The sequence below is a fragment of the Streptomyces sp. A012304 genome (assembly GCF_026008495.1).
Lineage (GTDB): Bacteria > Actinomycetota > Actinomycetes > Streptomycetales > Streptomycetaceae > Streptomyces.
Genome location: NZ_BQUN01000182.1, coordinates 141408 through 158385 on the forward strand (window position 1 = coordinate 141408; position 16978 = coordinate 158385).

General features: G+C 71.1%; 11 protein-coding genes and 1 pseudogene. 4 read left to right on the plus strand and 8 right to left on the minus strand.

Annotated features, from left to right (window positions below; translation table 11 throughout):
- Positions 1-111: 111 nt before the first annotated feature.
- Entirely contained in the window at positions 112-420 is a 309-nt protein-coding gene (locus ALMP_RS36560; protein WP_264936193.1) for a hypothetical protein, read from the minus strand.
- Positions 421-688: 268 nt separating this feature from the next.
- Between ALMP_RS36560 and ALMP_RS36565 the strand changes: the two genes are divergently transcribed.
- Positions 689-1471, plus strand: coding sequence for a DUF899 domain-containing protein (locus ALMP_RS36565; protein WP_264936194.1), 783 nt, complete (start codon positions 689-691; stop codon positions 1469-1471).
- Between the two features lie 68 nt (positions 1472-1539).
- Here the strand turns inward: ALMP_RS36565 and ALMP_RS36570 are convergent, their stop codons facing one another.
- The 6 genes from ALMP_RS36570 to ALMP_RS36595 form a co-directional block, all read right to left on the minus strand.
- Positions 1540-2859, minus strand: a complete 1320-nt coding sequence (locus tag ALMP_RS36570; RefSeq protein WP_309299581.1) for an MFS transporter — start codon at positions 2857-2859, stop codon at positions 1540-1542.
- 344 nt (positions 2860-3203) lie between these two features.
- Positions 3204-5552 (minus strand): ABC transporter ATP-binding protein, encoded by a 2349-nt coding sequence (locus ALMP_RS36575; protein ID WP_264936195.1) that lies wholly within the window; start codon positions 5550-5552, stop codon positions 3204-3206.
- A 110-nt stretch (positions 5553-5662) separates the two neighbouring features.
- Positions 5663-5950 carry a hypothetical protein gene (locus ALMP_RS36580; protein ID WP_264936197.1) on the minus strand — a complete coding sequence of 96 codons (288 nt, stop codon included), beginning with the start codon at positions 5948-5950 and terminating at the stop codon, positions 5663-5665.
- Between the two features lie 271 nt (positions 5951-6221).
- The gene (locus ALMP_RS36585) at positions 6222-6746 is read right to left on the minus strand and encodes a hypothetical protein (protein ID WP_264936199.1); all 525 of its coding nucleotides are present in this window, start codon (positions 6744-6746) and stop codon (positions 6222-6224) included.
- A gap of 280 nt (positions 6747-7026) precedes the next feature.
- Positions 7027-7842 carry an SGNH/GDSL hydrolase family protein gene (locus tag ALMP_RS36590; RefSeq protein WP_264936201.1) on the minus strand — a complete coding sequence of 272 codons (816 nt, stop codon included), beginning with the start codon at positions 7840-7842 and terminating at the stop codon, positions 7027-7029.
- On the minus strand, positions 7829-8398 hold the full coding sequence (locus ALMP_RS36595) for a PadR family transcriptional regulator (RefSeq protein WP_264936204.1): 570 nt from the start codon (positions 8396-8398) through the stop codon (positions 7829-7831). The genes ALMP_RS36590 and ALMP_RS36595 overlap by 14 nt, the downstream gene beginning before the upstream one ends.
- A gap of 93 nt (positions 8399-8491) precedes the next feature.
- Here ALMP_RS36595 and ALMP_RS36600 point away from each other — a divergent pair, with 93 nt between their 5' ends.
- Positions 8492-8923 (plus strand): nuclear transport factor 2 family protein, encoded by a 432-nt coding sequence (locus ALMP_RS36600; protein ID WP_264936206.1) that lies wholly within the window; start codon positions 8492-8494, stop codon positions 8921-8923.
- A 91-nt stretch (positions 8924-9014) separates the two neighbouring features.
- Here the strand turns inward: ALMP_RS36600 and ALMP_RS36605 are convergent.
- Positions 9015-9503, minus strand: a pseudogene (locus ALMP_RS36605) (sigma factor-like helix-turn-helix DNA-binding protein); the annotation flags it as partial.
- Positions 9504-10060: 557 nt separating this feature from the next.
- Here ALMP_RS36605 and ALMP_RS36610 point away from each other — a divergent pair.
- On the plus strand, positions 10061-14329 hold the full coding sequence (locus ALMP_RS36610; protein WP_264936208.1) for a HAMP domain-containing protein: 4269 nt from the start codon (positions 10061-10063) through the stop codon (positions 14327-14329).
- A gap of 97 nt (positions 14330-14426) precedes the next feature.
- Positions 14427-16910, plus strand: coding sequence for a SpoIIE family protein phosphatase (locus tag ALMP_RS36615; RefSeq protein WP_264936210.1), 2484 nt, complete (start codon positions 14427-14429; stop codon positions 16908-16910).
- Positions 16911-16978 lie beyond the last annotated feature (68 nt).

The window sequence follows — 16978 nt, forward strand, 5'->3', positions numbered from 1 at the left end:
GCGTTCATCGGTCGAACATGCTATCGGAGCCTCCCGGGGGACGGCGAAGCCCGGAACCAGTGGTCTGGTTCCGGGCTTCGGCGCGTACCGGCCGCACGGCCGGCGAGGGGTTCAGCAGGAGATGAGTCCGACGTAACGGTCCGCGACCCAGGCCGGCTCGCTGGTGGTGACCGTGCCGCCCGGCGCGACGGAGTGACACTTGTCCGGGATGTAGGTGACGCCGTTCTTCGTGTACTTGACGTTCACCCGCTGGGTCGTCGAGCAGTTGTTGGTGATCTTGACGCTTACGGTGACGAGGTAGTACGGCGTGCCCGTCACACAGCTGGGCACGGCCTGCGCCGACGTCCCCGCCGCCTGCGCCGGGGCCTGTACCGCGCCGGCCAGCGCCAGCCCGGCCACGGCGGCCCCCGCAGCGCGCATGAATTTCCTCACAGGACCTCCAGATCTCGGAAAACAATGGAATCCGGCCACCGGCTGAATTCCCGGGGCGGACTAATTCCATCCAACAAACCCTGCGGCGACAGCTCAACGGCGTATCAATGAATTCATTCCGGAACGGCGACGCGGAACTGTCGGAAAAAAGGGCGCCCGACGCCGCGATGAGTTCCGGCCGGGTCGGGAGTCTGCTCTGGTGACCGTCGTAGAACGCCGTACGACGCCGCCCGCGCGAGACACCACGGAGGACACCATGACGAGCACGCCGAACGACCCGACCACCGCGCCGCCCGGCCGCCCGCCCGTCGTCGACCTGGCCACCTGGCAGGCCGCCCGGGACGAGCTCCTGATCCGCGAGAAGGCCCACACACGCGAGGGCGACGCGCTCGCCGCGGCGCGCCGCCGGCTGCCGATGGTGGAGTTCGACGGGACGGTCGAGGTCGTCGGAGCCGACGGCCCGGTCCCGTTCCTGGATCTGTTCCAGGGCCGCGACGAGCTCGTGGTCTACCAGCACATGTGGTACGACGGCGCGCCGCACCAGGGCCAGTGCGAGGGCTGCACCACCACGGCCTGGCATCTGAAGGACGCCGTCTACCTCAACGCCCGCGGTGTCTCGTTCGCCGTCCTGACCACGGGCCCATGGGACGAGGTGGCGCCTTACGTCGAGTTCATGGGCTACACCCAGCCCTGGTACTCGGTGCGCGACGTGGACCCGCCGGTCGGCGGCGAGATGGGCTACCTCACCTGCTTCCTGCGCGACGGCGACCGCGTGTTCCTCACCTACTCCACGACGGGCCGTGGCAACGAGCGGGTCAACGGCTCCCTCGGCCTGCTCGACATGACGCCCCGCGGCCGCGGCGAGGCCTGGGAGGACAAACCCGAGGGCTGGCCCGAGGGCGGCAGCCCGTGCTGGTCCTGGCGCTCGGACGAGGACGGGAACGCCACCTGGGGCCCGACCAGTCGCCCCGTGCCGCAGTGGACCCGCCCCGGCGCGACCCCCGTGCAGACCCTCGGCCGGCAGGGCCCCCACCACTGACGCCCCCTCGCCGATGGCGTCGGCAGAGTGACAGGTGCCGGGCGGAAGGCCCGAAAGGCCCCTCAAGGTCATGGGACTTCACGGCGGCCGGCCGCCAGCGGCGTGTCCCGCGGGGCCGGCAGCGCCCGTCCCAGGCGGGCGAGCGGGGACACAGCCATCACCGCCGGCGACAGCAGCATGCCCGCGGCCGTCACCAGGAGGCTGGTGCGCAGCCCCCACTGCTCCGCGAGAAATCCGCCGAGCAGAGAGCCGAGCGGGGTCAGCCCCATACCGACGAACGTGATCGTCGCGGCCGCGCGGCCCTGCATCCCGTCCGGAGTGACGGCCTGTCGGACCGCCATGGCCGTGACATTCACCAATTGGCCGCCGGCCCCGAACACGAAGCCGACCGTGAGCAGCGCGGCAACCGTCACCGCGGAGGAGCCGTGCAGCGCGGGCACCCACAGGAACACGCCGTCCGCGAGTGCCGCCGCGGACACGAGCACCACCCCATGACCGAACCGCTGCGGCAGGCGGGCGGCCAGCAGCGAGCCCAGGAGCGCGCCCGGTCCCGCCGCGGCGAGTGTCAGCCCGACGACGGCGCCCGACAGGTGCAGTTCCCGCGGCAGGAAGAGCAGGTAGACGGTCATCATCGCCGCGAAGGAGAACTGGAAGGCGGCCGAGGCCAGGCACACGGTCCGCAGTACGGTGTCGCCGGCGACGAAACGCAGGCCCTCATGAACGCGCTGCCGGACCCGAGGGGGACGTTCCGAGCGTGCCGGTATCGCTTCGATCCGGCGGATCCGCCGGATCGACAGGAACGACAGCGCGAAGAACAAGGCGCAGGAGGCAGCGGCGATCGGCGCCGACAGCAGGGACACCGACGCACCGCCGAGAGCGGGACCGCCGATCTGCGCCGCCGACCGGCTGCCCTCGAGTGCGCTGTTGCACCGCACCAGCTGATCCCGTTCCACCAGCCGTACGACGCTCGCCTGGTAGGCCACGTCGAAGACCACGGAGAGGGTCCCGACGGCGAAGGCAAGCGCGAGCAGCGCGGGCAGGCCGAGCCAGCCGAGGAGGCCGGCCACGGCGGCGGCGCCCAGGGCCAAGGCCCGACCGACGTCCGTGAGCACCATCGTCGTGCGGGCCCGCCACCTGTCCACCCACGCGCCGACGAAGAGCGAGAGCAGCAGGATCGGCGCCTGCCCCACCGCGCGGAGGACACCCAGCTGGTCGGCACTGGCGTGGAGCGTCAGGACGGCGAAGAGCGGCAGAACCACCAGACTCGTGTGTTCGCCGAGTTGGGAGGCGGTCTGCCCCATCCAGAGTCTGCGGAAGTCGGCGTCCCGCCACAGGCTCGACGGAGCGGGTCGACCGGAACCGGATACAGCGGAGGAAGTGGACGGCACGGGAATCCCTTGTGTTGCCGACAACGAGGCCCGCCACCGAGCACACGCGGGTGCGCCGACGGTCCGGGCAGGGGAAGGCTCGCTGTGCCGCGACATCAAGGGCAGCACGCGATGACAGGCCGGTCACGGCCTACGACGTCAACGCGCGCTCGGAGAACCGACCATGTCTCAGCTCCTCATGGGTCACTCACCGCACCCGAACACTAGTCCTGGGCCGCCCGGTGCGAAAGCTGATTTCAGAGCACTCGTGAAGGACTCGCACGGCTCCTCGTCCTCCGCACGGCCTGCGTCAGCCCCACAGCCGCCCGCAGTGACCTGCGGGCGGCTGTGCCGAGGACGAGGATCTACGACCGGGCCACCTCTCGCGCCGCCGTCCACCTGTTCAGTTCAGGGTCCCTCCCCGCTTGGAGTTTCCACAGCCTCGCGTAGAGGCCGCCCTGCTGTACGAGGTCGTCGTGGGTGCCCTGTTCGCTGACGTGGCCGCGGCGGCTGAGGACGTGGATGCGGTCGGCGCCGCGGACGATGGAGAGGCGGTGGGCGATGAGGATCATGGTGCGGCCCTGTCCGAACGAGTCGAGGGCCTGCTGGATGACGGCCTCGGTCTCGTTGTCGACGGCTGACGTGGCCTCGTCGAGGAGGACGACAGGTGGGTCGCGCAGGATCGTGCGGGCCAGGGCGATGCGCTGGCGCTGGCCGCCGGAGAGGGTGGCGCCGCGTTCGCCGACGCGGGTGTCGTAGCCGTTGGGGAGGTCCGTGATGAAGGCGTGGGCTCCGGCGGTGCGGGCCGCGTCGACGATGCTCTCGTGGGTCGCGTCGAAGGTTCCGTAGCGGATGTTGTCGGCGATGGTGGCGTCGAACAGGTCGGGAACCTGCGACACGTAGCCGATGGCGCTGCGCAGTTCGCGCAGGGAGAGGTCATGGACGTCGGTGCCGTCGAGCAGGACGCGCCCCCGGTCGGGGTGGCGGAAGCGCATGAGGAGCTTGGCGATGGTGGTCTTGCCGGCGCCTGTCGGCCCGACGATGGCGGTGACCTGGCCTGCCGGGAAGTTCAGGGACAGGTCACGCAGCACGGGCGGGCGGCCGGGGTAGGAGAAGGTGACCTTCTCCAGGGCGATGTTTCCGGTGCGCCGCCGTGGCACGCGGGCGTGGGGTCGGCGGTCGGGCTGCCGCGGTTCGGTGGGCAGGGTGTGAAGGTGCTGCACCCGGCCGAAGGCGGCGAGGGTGCTCTGGTACTGGTCGGTGAGGTTGCCGAGCCGGGAGAGCCGGTAGAGGGCCTGGCCGGGCATCTCGATGAGCGGGCCGAGGACCCCGATCGTCATCTGCCCCTTGAGGACCGCGCGTCCGCCCACGAGGAGGGTGAGGGGCATGGAGCCGATGGCCGTGGCGGTGACGATCTGGGTGTGGGTGACGGTGCTGCGGTCGGTGCGCCGGTTGGCGGCGTGGTACTCGGCGCTGAGCTCGGTCATGCGGGCCGTCTCGTGGTCCTCGCTGCAGGAGGCCTTGACGGTGGTGCTGGCCTGGAGGGTGTCGGCGATGCGGCTGTGGATCCGGGTGCGGCGCTCGCCGGAGCGGACGTGGTCGGCGACGGCGCGGTCGTGGTACCGGAAGGACAGCCACGTCATCAGCGGCACCGGCGCGAAAGCCACCCAGGCCAGCTGCGGGGCGAGCAGCAGGAACGCCGGAACCAGCAGCGCCACACTGGTCGCCACCTGCACCGCCTGATGCGGCACGATGCTGAAGAAGGAGCTGATCTGACCGATGTCCTCGGTGAGGGCCGCGGTGACCCGGGTGGTGCGCTCGCCCTCCAGGTCGGCTGGGGCGAGCCGCTGCACATGCCCATAGGTGCGGGTGCGCCAGTGGTGTTCGATGCTCTGGCCCAGCTTGCGCCAGGTGAGGGTCGCCGCGTAGCCGAGGGCGACGCTGGCGGCGCAGGCGAGTGCGGTGGCTCCCGCGAAGGCGGCGATCTGCGTGCCGGCCCCGGTGATGCCCAGACCGGCCAGGATCTCGGACTCGCCGCCGATGAGCACCATCAGCCCGGAGGAGACGAACATCCACAACGATGTGTCGGCGACCTGGGAGAGCGCCGAGAGCAGGGTCGCGAACGCCGCCTTGCGTCGGTGCGGGCCGACGAGGCGGAGCAGCGGATGGCCCTCGCCCTGTGCGTCCTGGTCGGACGGCGGACGGGCACGGGCCGGGTCACGCCAGGCACGTCGGGCGATCGCCGTGGTGGCCGCGGCGGCCAGACCTAGGCCGACCAAGGGTCGGGAGAGCAACGTCAGGCAGAACTTCCCGCAGGTGGCGAGGAGTCCGGCGCCGACGCCCGCGGCGACCCACCACCGGCGGCGGCCCGGCCTCGTGTCCTCGGCGGGGGCGCCAGGGGCGCGGCCGGCAGGAGCACGCGCGGCTGCCGCGGCGTTCGTGAGGTGTGTCCGCCCCTCGGGCGGCGGTGTCCCGGCGCTCGTCACCGTTTGTGCCACCGGAGCAGCCCCGGTGGGGGCCTCGTAGCCGGCCGCGGCGGTCGCCACGGCGTCCCGCACCGCCAGGGCGGCGTCGAGGGGATGGATCCGCGTGGTGTGGTGGACGAGGACAGTGCCGGTCACATGGCTTACACGCGCCCGCTCGATGCCCCGCGCCTTGAGCAGCGCCGTCTCCAGCCGCCGGGCGAAGGAGGGTCTGCGTACCAGAGTCGGCACCCGCCAGCGCTGGCGCCCCGGGACGACGGAGACGGGAACAGCACTCGCGCCCGCACCGTGGTGTCGGGGTCTGTCGGAGGGAGGGGCCAAGAGGTATGGCATCGAGTGGATCACCGGTTTTCGAGCTGGACGTGGATCGGCGCCCCGGGTGCCCCCGAGGCCGTGGCGAGCGTGAACAGTTCGGGGACGGCTTCGTCGTCGCTCACTGTCGTCGAAGCCTCTCTGCGGGGAACCAGGGCGGGATTCTCCTCTTTGCTGCCGTGAAATGAACACCGGATCTGCCCGGCGGTGCCGTTCGCGGGCAGACGGAGGCCACTGACCGTTCCTCGGGGGAGGCCCGGCAGATCCAGCGTGCCAACGGACAGCCCGGTTGCCCCCGCCAATTCCTCGAAGTTCACTCGAACGAGAGGAGGTTGCTCACAGCCTTCGGTCCCTCGCTGGGAGGGCCGGTCGCGTCGACGGCGCGAGCTGAGCCGGCTGCGCGTGACCGGGTCCGGCGAGCGCCGCCGCGCCGCCCCCTAGGTGACGGCCCCGTGACCGGATAAGGAATCTTTGCAATCGCGACCCTAGGGGCGTGGTCGGAGGCACTGCGGCCTGAGCCCGGCCCGCAGGGCCGCACCCTTCCGTCCCTCGTGTGTTCCTTCGGGGCCGCCGGCTCGCGCGCGGCGGTCAGGCGGCGCGGCAGAGCACGGCCGAGTCGGCCGGTGCCGCCACGCGGGCCTCGATCGCGTGTACGGGTCGGGTGGTACGGACGGTGGCCGCCATCTGCGAGCGGTTCTGCGCGAAGACGACGAGGCGTAACACCGCGAACCGCGCGACCCCGGCGAGTGCGGAGGCGGACAGGTAGACGACCTGCTCCAGCACCGCACTGGGTGCCACCACCACCTGCTGCAGGACAAACATCGCCCCGCAGGTCACCGCGTACGCGGCCGCCGCCGACCCGGCCGACTGCGCATGCTGGCGCCAGGTCGCGCGCCCGCCGGTGCCGAAGGCGAAGCGGGCGTGCAGTTCGGTGGCGAGGAGAGTGGAAACCGTGGTGACCAGGGCGTTGGCCAGGACCCAGGGGATCCAGGACGCGAGCGCCGCCACGGCGAAACTGGAGGCGAGCCCGACCCCGCCGCCGAAGATCACGAAGCGGGCGAAGGCGGTGAGGGCGCCGGGTGCCGCCTGCTGCCGGCATTGCGCTGTCTCCATTGCTCCGACCCCTTCGATCGCTCGCTCCGCGAAACGCGCACCTCTCGACCTGTGCGGCCTTCGATCCGTCGTTTCTTACTTCGGAAACGCTACGTTGCATTCGAACATCGGGCAACGAGATTATTGCGCATGGGATTAATAAGAGCAGGTCAGACCCGTCAAATCGTTGCAATGGTTTGCATGTAATGCAACGATCCAGCCTGCATTCATTGCAATAGGTGGGGGTGAACGCTACGCCGGCGGAGCGAGTCGCGTCAGTTGGCGCCGACTCGCCCGGTGCTCAGTGAGTGTCGGCCCGCGAGGTGGGGCTGTCGTCCGTCCGAACGGGGAGGAGGAGGGGGCGTTTGGCGATGCGGCCGTCTCCCGAGGACCGACCCCTAAGGCGCCGGACGAGCCAGGGCCCCAGGAAGCCCGCGGCCCAGCGGAGTTCGGCGCCGGCGGCGTACCAGCCGGTGAGGGGAGGGGCCGGGGGCAGGGGGTGGGTCCAGGTGTCGTCGCTGTCGGGGAGGCGCAGGGCGTGGGCCAGGGCGGCGGCGATGCGCTGGTGGCCGAGGGAGCTGGCGTGGAGACGGTCGGTGCTCCACAGGCGGGGGTCGTTGCCCACGGGGTGGAGTGCCGTCTCGGCGACGGTGACGCCGTGGCGGCGGGCGGCCTGGCGGATGCGCTGGTTCAGCGCGGTGACGCGCGGGACCAAAGGGCGCGCGAGCGGGCTGATGCGGGACGGGTCGGGGACGGTGATCGTGGCCACGTGGGCACCACGGGCCGTGAGCGCGGCGAACATGGCCTCCAGATGGCCGGCGACCTCATCGGCGTCGAAGCGAGGCCGCAGCAGGTCGTTGACGCCGGCGACGACGGTGGCCAGGTCGGGTCCCAGGGCGAGGGCGGGCGCCAGTTGTTCGGCGTGGATCTGCGCGGCGAGGCGGCCTCGTACGGCCAGGTTGGCGTACTCGACGGAGGGCTCGTGCCGGGCGAGCTGTTCGGCGAGGCGGTCGGCGAAGCCGCGCAGGCCGGTGGTGTCGTCGCCGTCGCCCAGACCCTCGGTCTGGCTGTCGCCCAGGGCCACGTAGCGGAGGTAGCTCCTGTCAGCGCTGGGCACGGATCTGCCGCCTCTCCTCCAGTACCGCGATCGTGCGCTCGCACCAGTCGCGGTTCTCCTGTTCGAAGGCCAGGCCGCGCAGGCAGGTCAGGTACGGGCCGATGTGGTCGCCGTGACGGAGGAACTCCTCTTCCGTACGGTCGCCGCGCAGGCGGCACAGCAGTTCGCCGAAAAGGTCGATCTTCGCCTGGGCGATGGCGGCGCGTTCGGTCAGCTCGGCGTTCAGGGCGTCGGTGTCGACGTGGTCGGCGGCCTGGACCTTGACGAGCAGGTCGTCGCGGATGAAGGCGGGCTTGGCGGAGGCGGCCGTGAAGTTCTCCAGCTCGGCCAGGCCGGTGTCGGTCACGTGGAACAGCCGCTTGTTCGGCCGGTTCTCCTGGACCACCTCCCGGCCTGCGACCAGCCCTTCCTTCTCCAGTCGGGTCAGCTCGGCGTAGAGCTGCTGCGGCTGGGCGTACCAGAAGTTGGCCACACCGACGTCGAACGCCTTGGCGAGCTGGTAGCCGCTGAGTTCGCCGGCGAGCAGCGCGGCCAGCACGGCGTGCCGTAGTGCCATTTGGTCCACTCCTCACTTGCCGCTGTCGCCGTATGGCCCACCATGATACTCATAAATTTGAGTACTCACATTCATGACTATGGAGGTGGCCCCATGAACGCCGCAGAGCGCTTCCGCGCAGCCGTCGACAACCAGGACCTCGCGGCCCTGGAGGACCTGTTCACCGACGACATCCGCTTCTACAGCCCGGTCAAGTTCACGCCTTTCGAGGGCAAGCCGATGGTGATGGGGCTCTTCGGGGTCCTGCTGCGGACCTTCGAGGAGTTCAGCTACATCGGCGACCACACCGGCACGGCCCGGACCAGCACCGACGCCACCGTCGCGCCGTCCGCCGTGCTGCTCTTCCGCGCCAAGGCGGGCGGCAAGGAGATCCACGGCATCGACCTGCTGCACTTCGACGACGACGGCCGGATCAAGGAGTTCACCGTCATGGTCCGCCCCCGGTCGGCCGTGCACGCCCTCGGTGAAGCCGTCCTCGCCGGCCTGGTCGCGGACGGCCTGGCCCCCGCCCCGACCCATCCGTAGACGGGCACGGCCGGAGACCGGAACGGTCGGACTCGTGCCGGGGCGGCCGCGTGTCCGCGGTTCGAGCGGCTGATCGCCCGTGGACTCGGGCTCAGCGGGACAAGGGGGTCGCCCGTTCCAGACGCGACAGCTTCTCCGGATTGCGCACGGCGTAGAGCCCGATGACGAGGCCGTCGTCGATGCGCAGCGCCATCACGGTGTCGATCCTGCCCAGCACGTGGGCCACCCGGTCGGCCGCCACCACGGGCGTCACAGCGGCCTGTACCACTCCGCCGCCGTCGGTCAGCAGGACGACGTCCGGCGCGAGGATGTCGAGCAGGCGTTGGAGGTCGCCCGTCTCGACCGCCCGCCGGAACGCCTCGACGGTGCGACGAGCCTCGGCGGCGGACGTGCCCCCGCGCGGTCGGCGTACGGCGACGTGGGCCCGTGCCCGGTGGGCGATCTGACGGACCGCGGCCGGGCTCTTGTCGACGGCCGCCGCGATCTCGTCGTACCCGAGGTCGAACACCTCGCGCAGTACGAACACCGCGCGCTCGGTCGGGGCGAGCGTCTCCAGGACCAGCAGCATCGCCATCGAGACGCGCCGGCACGTCGAGCTGACCGGCAGACAGGACACGGCCCGGTTCAGGCCATTCGACCTGGACCGGGCGGCGGACGCCGTCGTCGGATAGCCGCACCGGGCGGACGCCGTCGCCCGACGCCTCGCCGGAACGCCGGTCTGCCTCCACTGGCGCCCTCGCCGCGCAGGGCAGCGCACGGCTTCACAGCCGCATCCAACGATCGGCCAGGAAGGCGGGGTACTCGGCCACGCCTGACTCATCTCCGGCGCGACATGACCGTCACAACGGCCGCGCGCGGCCCTCGAAGCCGTGTGGCGGGCCAACTGACCAAAACCCCTCCCAGTACCCCTGTTTCGTGCCGCCATGCGTGATCCGCTGCGTCTGAATCCCCAGGTTGCCGGCTTGGCCCGATGCTTTGTTCCGCGCTCGCAACGTGGGTTAGCCTGCGGCGTATTTCCTCATCGCAGATCCGTGAACTGCGGAGATGCATGCACGACAGCCGGCCCGTCGACGCGGTCCGGGAAAGTTCCGAGTCCTCGGCTTGCGGGGACTCTTGGGGAGCGGGACGAGGGTGCACATGACCAGCGACAGCACCGGTGTCGTCGAGGCGGTGCCGGGCGATCACGAGTTGCGGCGCCTCCTGGCAGGCCTGACGGCCGTACGGGACGGGGACTTCGGCACCCGCCTGCCGGACGACGCCGACGGCCTGATGGGCGACATCGCCACGGTTTTCAACGGCATGGTGGACCAACTGTCCGTGTTCACCTCCGAGGTCACCCGGGTGGCCCGCGAGGTGGGTACCGAGGGCACGCTCGGCGGGCAGGCGGAAGTGCCGGGCGTCTCGGGCACGTGGGCCGACCTGACGGACTCGGTCAACGCCATGGCGGGCAACCTGACCACCCAGGTCCGCGACATCGCCCAGGTGGCGACGGCGGTGGCCAAGGGCGACCTCTCCCAGAAGATCGACGTCCCCGCCCGCGGCGAGATCCTTCAGCTGAAGGAGACCGTCAACACGATGGTCGACCAGCTGTCGGCGTTCGCCGACGAGGTCACCCGTGTCGCCCGCGAGGTCGGCAGCGAGGGACGGCTCGGCGGGCAGGCCCAGGTGCCGGGCGTGGCCGGCGTCTGGCGCGACCTGACCGACTCCGTGAACCACATGGCGGGCAACCTCACCAGCCAGGTGCGCTCCATCGCCCAGGTGACCACGGCGGTCGCGCAGGGCGATCTCTCCCAGAAGATCACCGTCGACGCCCGTGGCGAGATCCTGGAACTCAAGAGCACCATCAACACGATGGTCGACCAGCTGTCGGCGTTCGCCGACGAGGTCACTCGTGTCGCCCGCGAGGTCGGCACCGAGGGACGCCTCGGCGGACAGGCCGACGTCAAGGGGGTCAAGGGCACCTGGCGCGACCTGACCGACTCGGTGAACTTCATGGCGGGCAACCTCACCGGCCAGGTCCGCAACATCGCGCTGGTGGCGACCGCCGTCGCCAAGGGCGACCTCTCCCAGAAGATCACCGTCGACGCCCGCGGCGAGATCCTGGAACTGAAGAACACCATCAACACGATGGTCGACCAGCTGTCGGCGTTCGCCGACGAGGTCACCCGCGTCGCCCGCGAGGTCGGCACCGAGGGACGCCTCGGTGGACAGGCGCAGGTGCGCGGCGTGTCGGGGACCTGGAAGGACCTCACCGACAACGTCAACGTGATGGCGTCGAACCTGACCGGCCAGGTCCGCTCCATCGCTCAGGTCGCCACCGCCGTCGCACGCGGCGACCTGTCGCAACGGATCATGGTCGAGGCCAAGGGCGAGGTCGCCGCGCTGGCCGAGGTCATCAACACGATGGTCGACACGCTGTCGGCCTTCGCCGACGAGGTCACCCGCGTCGCCCGCGAGGTCGGCACCGAGGGACGCCTCGGCGGACAGGCACACGTGCCGAACGTCGCCGGAACCTGGAAAGACCTCACCGACAACGTCAACTCCATGGCCAACAACCTCACCGGCCAGGTCCGCAACATCGCGCTGGTGACGACCGCCGTCGCCCGAGGCGACCTGTCGAAGAAGATCGACGTGGACGCCCGCGGCGAGATCCTCGAACTCAAGACGACGATCAACACGATGGTCGACCAGCTGTCGGCGTTCGCCGACGAGGTCACCCGTGTCGCCCGCGAGGTCGGCACCGAAGGACGCCTCGGCGGACAGGCCGAGGTGGAGGGCGTCTCCGGCACCTGGAAGCGATTGACCGAGAACGTGAACGAGCTGGCGGGCAACCTGACCCGGCAGGTCCGCGCGATCGCCGAGGTCGCCAGCGCCGTCGCCGAGGGCGACCTGACACGTTCGATCACCGTGGAGGCGTCCGGCGAGGTCGCCGAACTCAAGGACAACATCAACTCCATGGTGGAGTCCCTGCGCGAGACCACCCGCGCCAACCAGGAGCAGGACTGGCTCAAGACCAACCTCGCCCGGATCTCGAGCCTGATGCAGGGCCACCGCGACCTGCCCGTGGTCGCCGAACTCATCATGGACGAGCTGGTCCCCCTGGTGTCGGCACAGTACGGCGCCTTCTACCTGGCCGAGGACGGCGACGACGGACCCGAACTGCGGCTCGTCGGCTCCTACGGCTACCCCGAGGACAGCAGCCGGCCCACCCGCATCGCCTTCGGCCGCACCCTGGTCGGCCAGGCCGCACACAGCCGGCGCACCATCACCGTGGACGAGCTGCCGCCCGGCTACGTCACCATCTCCTCAGGGCTCGGCCAGGTGGTGCCGACCGCGCTGGTCCTGCTGCCCATCGTGGTCGAGGACCAGGTGCTCGGCGTCATGGAACTGGCGTCGGTCACCCGCTTCACCCAGATCCACCAGGACTTCCTGGCACAGCTGATGGAGACCATCGGCGTCAACCTCAACACCATCGTGGCCAACGCCCGAACCGACGAGCTCCTGGTGGAGTCGCAGCGGCTGACGGCCGAACTCCAGGCCCGCTCGGCCGAGTTGCAGGTACAGCAGGAAGAGCTCCAGCGGTCCAACGCGGAACTGGAGGACAAGGCCTCGCTGCTGGTGGCGCAGAACCGGGACATCGAGGCGAAGAACCTGCAGATCGAGCAGGCGCGGCAGGAACTGGAGACACGCGCCCAGCAGCTGTCGCTGGCCTCGAAGTACAAGTCGGAGTTCCTGGCCAACATGAGCCACGAGCTGCGCACCCCGCTCAACAGCCTGCTGATCCTCGCCCAGCTGCTGGCGCAGAACCCGTCCCGCAACCTCACCCCCAAGCAGGTCGAGTACGCGCAGATCATCCACTCCGCCGGCTCGGACCTGCTCCAGCTCATCAACGACATCCTCGACCTGTCGAAGGTCGAGGCCGGGAAGATGGACGTCACTCCTGAGCGGGTGACCCTGCGACAGCTCATCGAGTACGTCGAGGCCACCTTCCGGCCGATGACGACGCAGAACGGCCTGGACTTCACGGTGACGACCGCTCCCGGCGCGCCCGCGGACCTGCTCACGGACGATTCCCGGCTGCGGCAGGTGCTGCGCAACCTCCTGTCGAACGCGGTGAAGTTCACCGAGCGGGGCGGGGTGGAGCTCAGCATCGAACCCTCGACGGACGACGAGGTGCCCGAGGGCGTGATCCGGGGCGGCGCCGTGGTGGCCTTCCGTGTGAAGGACACCGGTATCGGCATCCCCGAGCAGCAGCTGGAGACGATCTTCGGCGCCTTTCAGCAGGCGGACGGCACGACGAGCCGGAAGTACGGCGGCACCGGTCTCGGTCTGTCCATCACACGGGAGATCGCCCAGCTGCTGGGTGGCGCGGTGACGGTGGACAGCACGCCCGGCCAGGGCAGTACGTTCACGCTGTTCCTGCCCGTGGCCCGTCCCGACTTCGAGGAACTGATCAGCCACGGCGGTCTTCCGGAGCGGGCCTCGGCCGAGGCCCTGGCCGAGGGAACGGCCCGCCCCCTTCCGGCCCCCCGGACCGGTCCCGGACCGCGGCCCCGGCGTCTGCTCGTCGTGGAGGAACGACCGCGTGGGCTGCTGACCCTCGTCGCGGAGAGCGTGATCGCCGACCTGACGCACGGCCACGACGGTGGACAGCGGCCCGCGGTCGACATCATCACCGCTGTCGGCGCGCAGGAGGCGGCCGGCGCCCTCGCGGCCCAGCCGTGCCACTGCGTCGTCCTGGAACTGGGCATGCGCGAGGACGAGGCCTCCCGTTTCCTCCAGGCGCTGGAGGGCGACTCGGCGGTGGCGAGTGTCCCGGTGCTGGTGCACAGCGGTCACCGCACGGACGTCGCCCTGGAGGAGGCGCTGAGGTCCCGCTCGGCGGGCGGGGCACTGGAGTTCCTGTCCAGTCTCGACGAACTGCGTGAGCGCATCGCTCTGCACCTGTCCGCCGAGGAGCCCGGGGACGTGCTGTCCCTGGTCCGGCCCGAGGAACCGCAGCGTCTGACACCGCCCCCCGTCGACGACGCGCCGGCCGGCATGACCGTCCTCGTCGTCGACGACGACGCGCGCAACCTCTTCGCGCTCAGCGGGATCCTGGAGCTCCACGGCTTCCGGGTGCTGCATGCCGAGAACGGGCGCAGAGGCATCGAGACACTGGTGAACAACCCGGACGTCGCGCTCGTGCTGATGGACGTGATGATGCCGGAGATGGACGGCTACACCGCGACGGCCGAGATCCGCAGGATGCCGCAGTACGCCGAGCTGCCCATCATCGCCGTCACGGCGAAGGCGATGCCCGGCGACCGGGAGAAGAGCCTCGCCTCGGGCGCCAGCGACTACGTCACCAAGCCCGTCGACACGCGCGACCTCATCTCCTGCGTCCGGCGCTGGCTGCCCGCATGAGCAGGCCGGCACCCGTCCCGCACCGCGGCGGGCCGGGTGCCCCGCAGCGCCCGTCGTTCCGCCTCCCAGGGCTCTCCAGCCGAGGAGCATCCACACCGTGAGCATGTCCGAGCATCCGCCCGAACCGGGTCAGGACGGTGAGCCGAAGCTCGAGTCCGCCGCTGCCCCGGCGTCCTCCCTCCCCTCGTTGGCTCCCGGCGGGCTGTCGACGACTCCCGAGGAGCCACCGGCGGCTCTCGGGGGCGCCCCGGCGGCCTCCCCGGTGGGCAGACTGGCGGCCACCGTGGAACGGCTCAGCCGGGAGGTGCGGGCCGCCCAGGCGGAGGCGGAGGGGCGTGCCCTGATCGAGCTGGCCAAGGGCATCCTGGTCGAACGGCTGAAGTGCGGGCCGGCCCAGGCCGCCCGGCAACTCGCCGAGCTGGCCGAACAGGCCCAGGTCACCCCGCTGGAACTCGCCGTCGACGTCATCAACCAGGCCGCCCGCGACCGGATGTCCGAGGTGACGGACGCGTTCCTCGCCGCCACCAGGGCCGCCGACGAAGCGGCGGCCGAGTCGGCCGCCGTACGCCTGCGCGCGGCCGAGAGCGGTGTGCTGGCCGCGGACGACACCCAGGCCGTCGCCGACGCCCTGCTGGAGCAGGCGCTGCGTCCCCTCGGCGCGGTGGCCGTGGCCATCTGGGCCGCGGGTGCCGACGGCTCGCTGACCCTGGCGGGCAGCGCGGGCTTCTCACCGGCCGAGGCCACCCGTTGGCGTTACGTCCCGCCGGACGTGGCGACGGTGGCGCGGCGCGGCCTCACCGAGCGCGAGGGGCAGTGGATCACCTCCCTCGGGGAGACCGGGCTGCCCAGCATCGGCCTGCACCACCATCCGCACGGCGGCAGGGCCGCCCTGCCCGCCGGTACCGGAGGACGCATCCACGGCGTGCTGGAGATCGCCTGGCCCGCGCCCCTGGCCCCGCAGCCCCCGCAGATCGTCCGCCAGGTGGAGGCCCTGGCCGAGCTGTGCGCCCACACGCTGGAGACGTACACGCCGCCGCACGGCGGCTCCCAGGAGCCGCGTGTGCTGCCGGACGCCGCGGAGCTGATGGATCTCGCCGACGGGCTGCACGATCCCGCCCTGGTCCTGGTGCCGCACCTGGACGGGGCCGGGCACCTGGCGGACTTCCGTATCCAGCATGTGAACAGCCGTTTCCTGGATCCGGCGGGCCGACCGCGGGCGGTGGTGGGCGGGTCGCTGCTCCTGGAGGCCTATCCGATGGCCGCCGGGGAGAGCGAGCTGTTCCAGCGCATCGAGCGCGTGTACGCCACCGGTGAGCCGTTCCGGGCCCGCCGGATGAATCTCACCGCCCTCGTCGACCAGGTCCCTCTGTCGGCGGTCGCGGACATCAGCATCAGCCGGCACGGCACAGCCGTACTTCTCATCTGGCGCATCGAGGACGAGACGGCACGACTGGCGAGCCTGCTCCAGCACGCGCAGCGTCTGGGCCGTATCGGCGGCTTCGAGGAGAACGTGCTGACCGGTGAGATCACCTGGAACGGGCAGCTGTTCGACCTCTATGGGCGCCCCCAGTCGAGCGTGCCGGTGCCTCTGGAGGAGCTGCCGGCCCACGCACACACGGACGACGCCGTCTCCATCCGCCGTTTCCTGCGCACGCTGTTGCACCACCGTCGGCCGGCCGCCGCGGCCTTCCGGCTGCAGCGGCCGGACGGGGTGACCCGCCACATCCGGATCGTCGCCGAACCGGTGCTCGACACCGACGGCCGGCTGCTCGGGGTCCGCGGCGCCTGCCAGGACATCTCGGCCCAGCACTGGACCGAGGTGGCGCTCGCCGCCACCCGTGACCAGCTGGCGCACACCGAGCAGCAGGCGACCGAACGCAACCGGCTGACCCTGCAGTTGCAGCACGCCATCATGCCCCCCACCCAGGCGCCGTTGCGGGTGCCCGGCCTCCAGGTCGCCGTCCGCTACCGGCCCGCGGAGACCGAGCAGCTGGTGGGCGGCGACTGGTACGACGCCGTCGTCCTGCCGTCCCGGCTGGTCCTGCTGTGCGTGGGCGACGTGGCCGGCCACGGCATCGAGGCGGCGACCAGCATGGTCGTGCTGCGCAACGCACTGCGCGGCCTGGCGGTGACCGGTGCCGGGCCGGGCCAGCTGCTGTCGTGGCTCAACATCGTGGCGCACCATCTGACGGGCGCGGTCACCGCGACGGCGGTGTGCGGGCTGTACGACCCCGCCCGGCGGACGCTGCGCTGGGCCAGGGCGGGCCACCTGCCGCCCGTGCTCGTCCGGGACACCGACGCGGCCGCCCTGCCCCTGGTCAAGGGGATGCTGCTCGGAGCGGTGCCGGAGGCCGTGTACGAGGAGGCCGAGACGCAACTGGCCGCAGGGGACACCTTGTTGATGTACACGGACGGCCTGATCGAGCGCCGTGACCGGTCCGTGGAGGAGTCCCTGACCCATCTGCTGACCACCGCCCGCACGGCCCCCAGCACACTCGACCAACAGCTGGACCGCCTGCTGACCTACAGCAAGTCGGACACCGACGACGACACCTGCATCGTGGGCATCCGGGTCGGGTGACCTCGCCGGCCGAGGCGCGGGGCGCGGTCGGTGGCGGAGACGACGGGACGGCGCAGGCCGCCCCGGCG

Bases quoted from the DNA above. Each gene is read 5' to 3' on its own strand.
- ALMP_RS36560 (WP_264936193.1), bottom strand. From the start codon at position 420: ATGCGCGCTGCGGGGGCCGCCGTGGCCGGGCTGGCGCTGGCCGGCGCG.
- ALMP_RS36565 (WP_264936194.1), top strand. From the start codon at position 689: ATGACGAGCACGCCGAACGACCCGACCACCGCGCCGCCCGGCCGCCCG.
- ALMP_RS36585 (WP_264936199.1), bottom strand. From the start codon at position 6,746: ATGGAGACAGCGCAATGCCGGCAGCAGGCGGCACCCGGCGCCCTCACC.
- ALMP_RS36595 (WP_264936204.1), bottom strand. From the start codon at position 8,398: ATGGCACTACGGCACGCCGTGCTGGCCGCGCTGCTCGCCGGCGAACTC.
- ALMP_RS36600 (WP_264936206.1), top strand. From the start codon at position 8,492: ATGAACGCCGCAGAGCGCTTCCGCGCAGCCGTCGACAACCAGGACCTC.
- ALMP_RS36610 (WP_264936208.1), top strand. From the start codon at position 10,061: ATGACCAGCGACAGCACCGGTGTCGTCGAGGCGGTGCCGGGCGATCAC.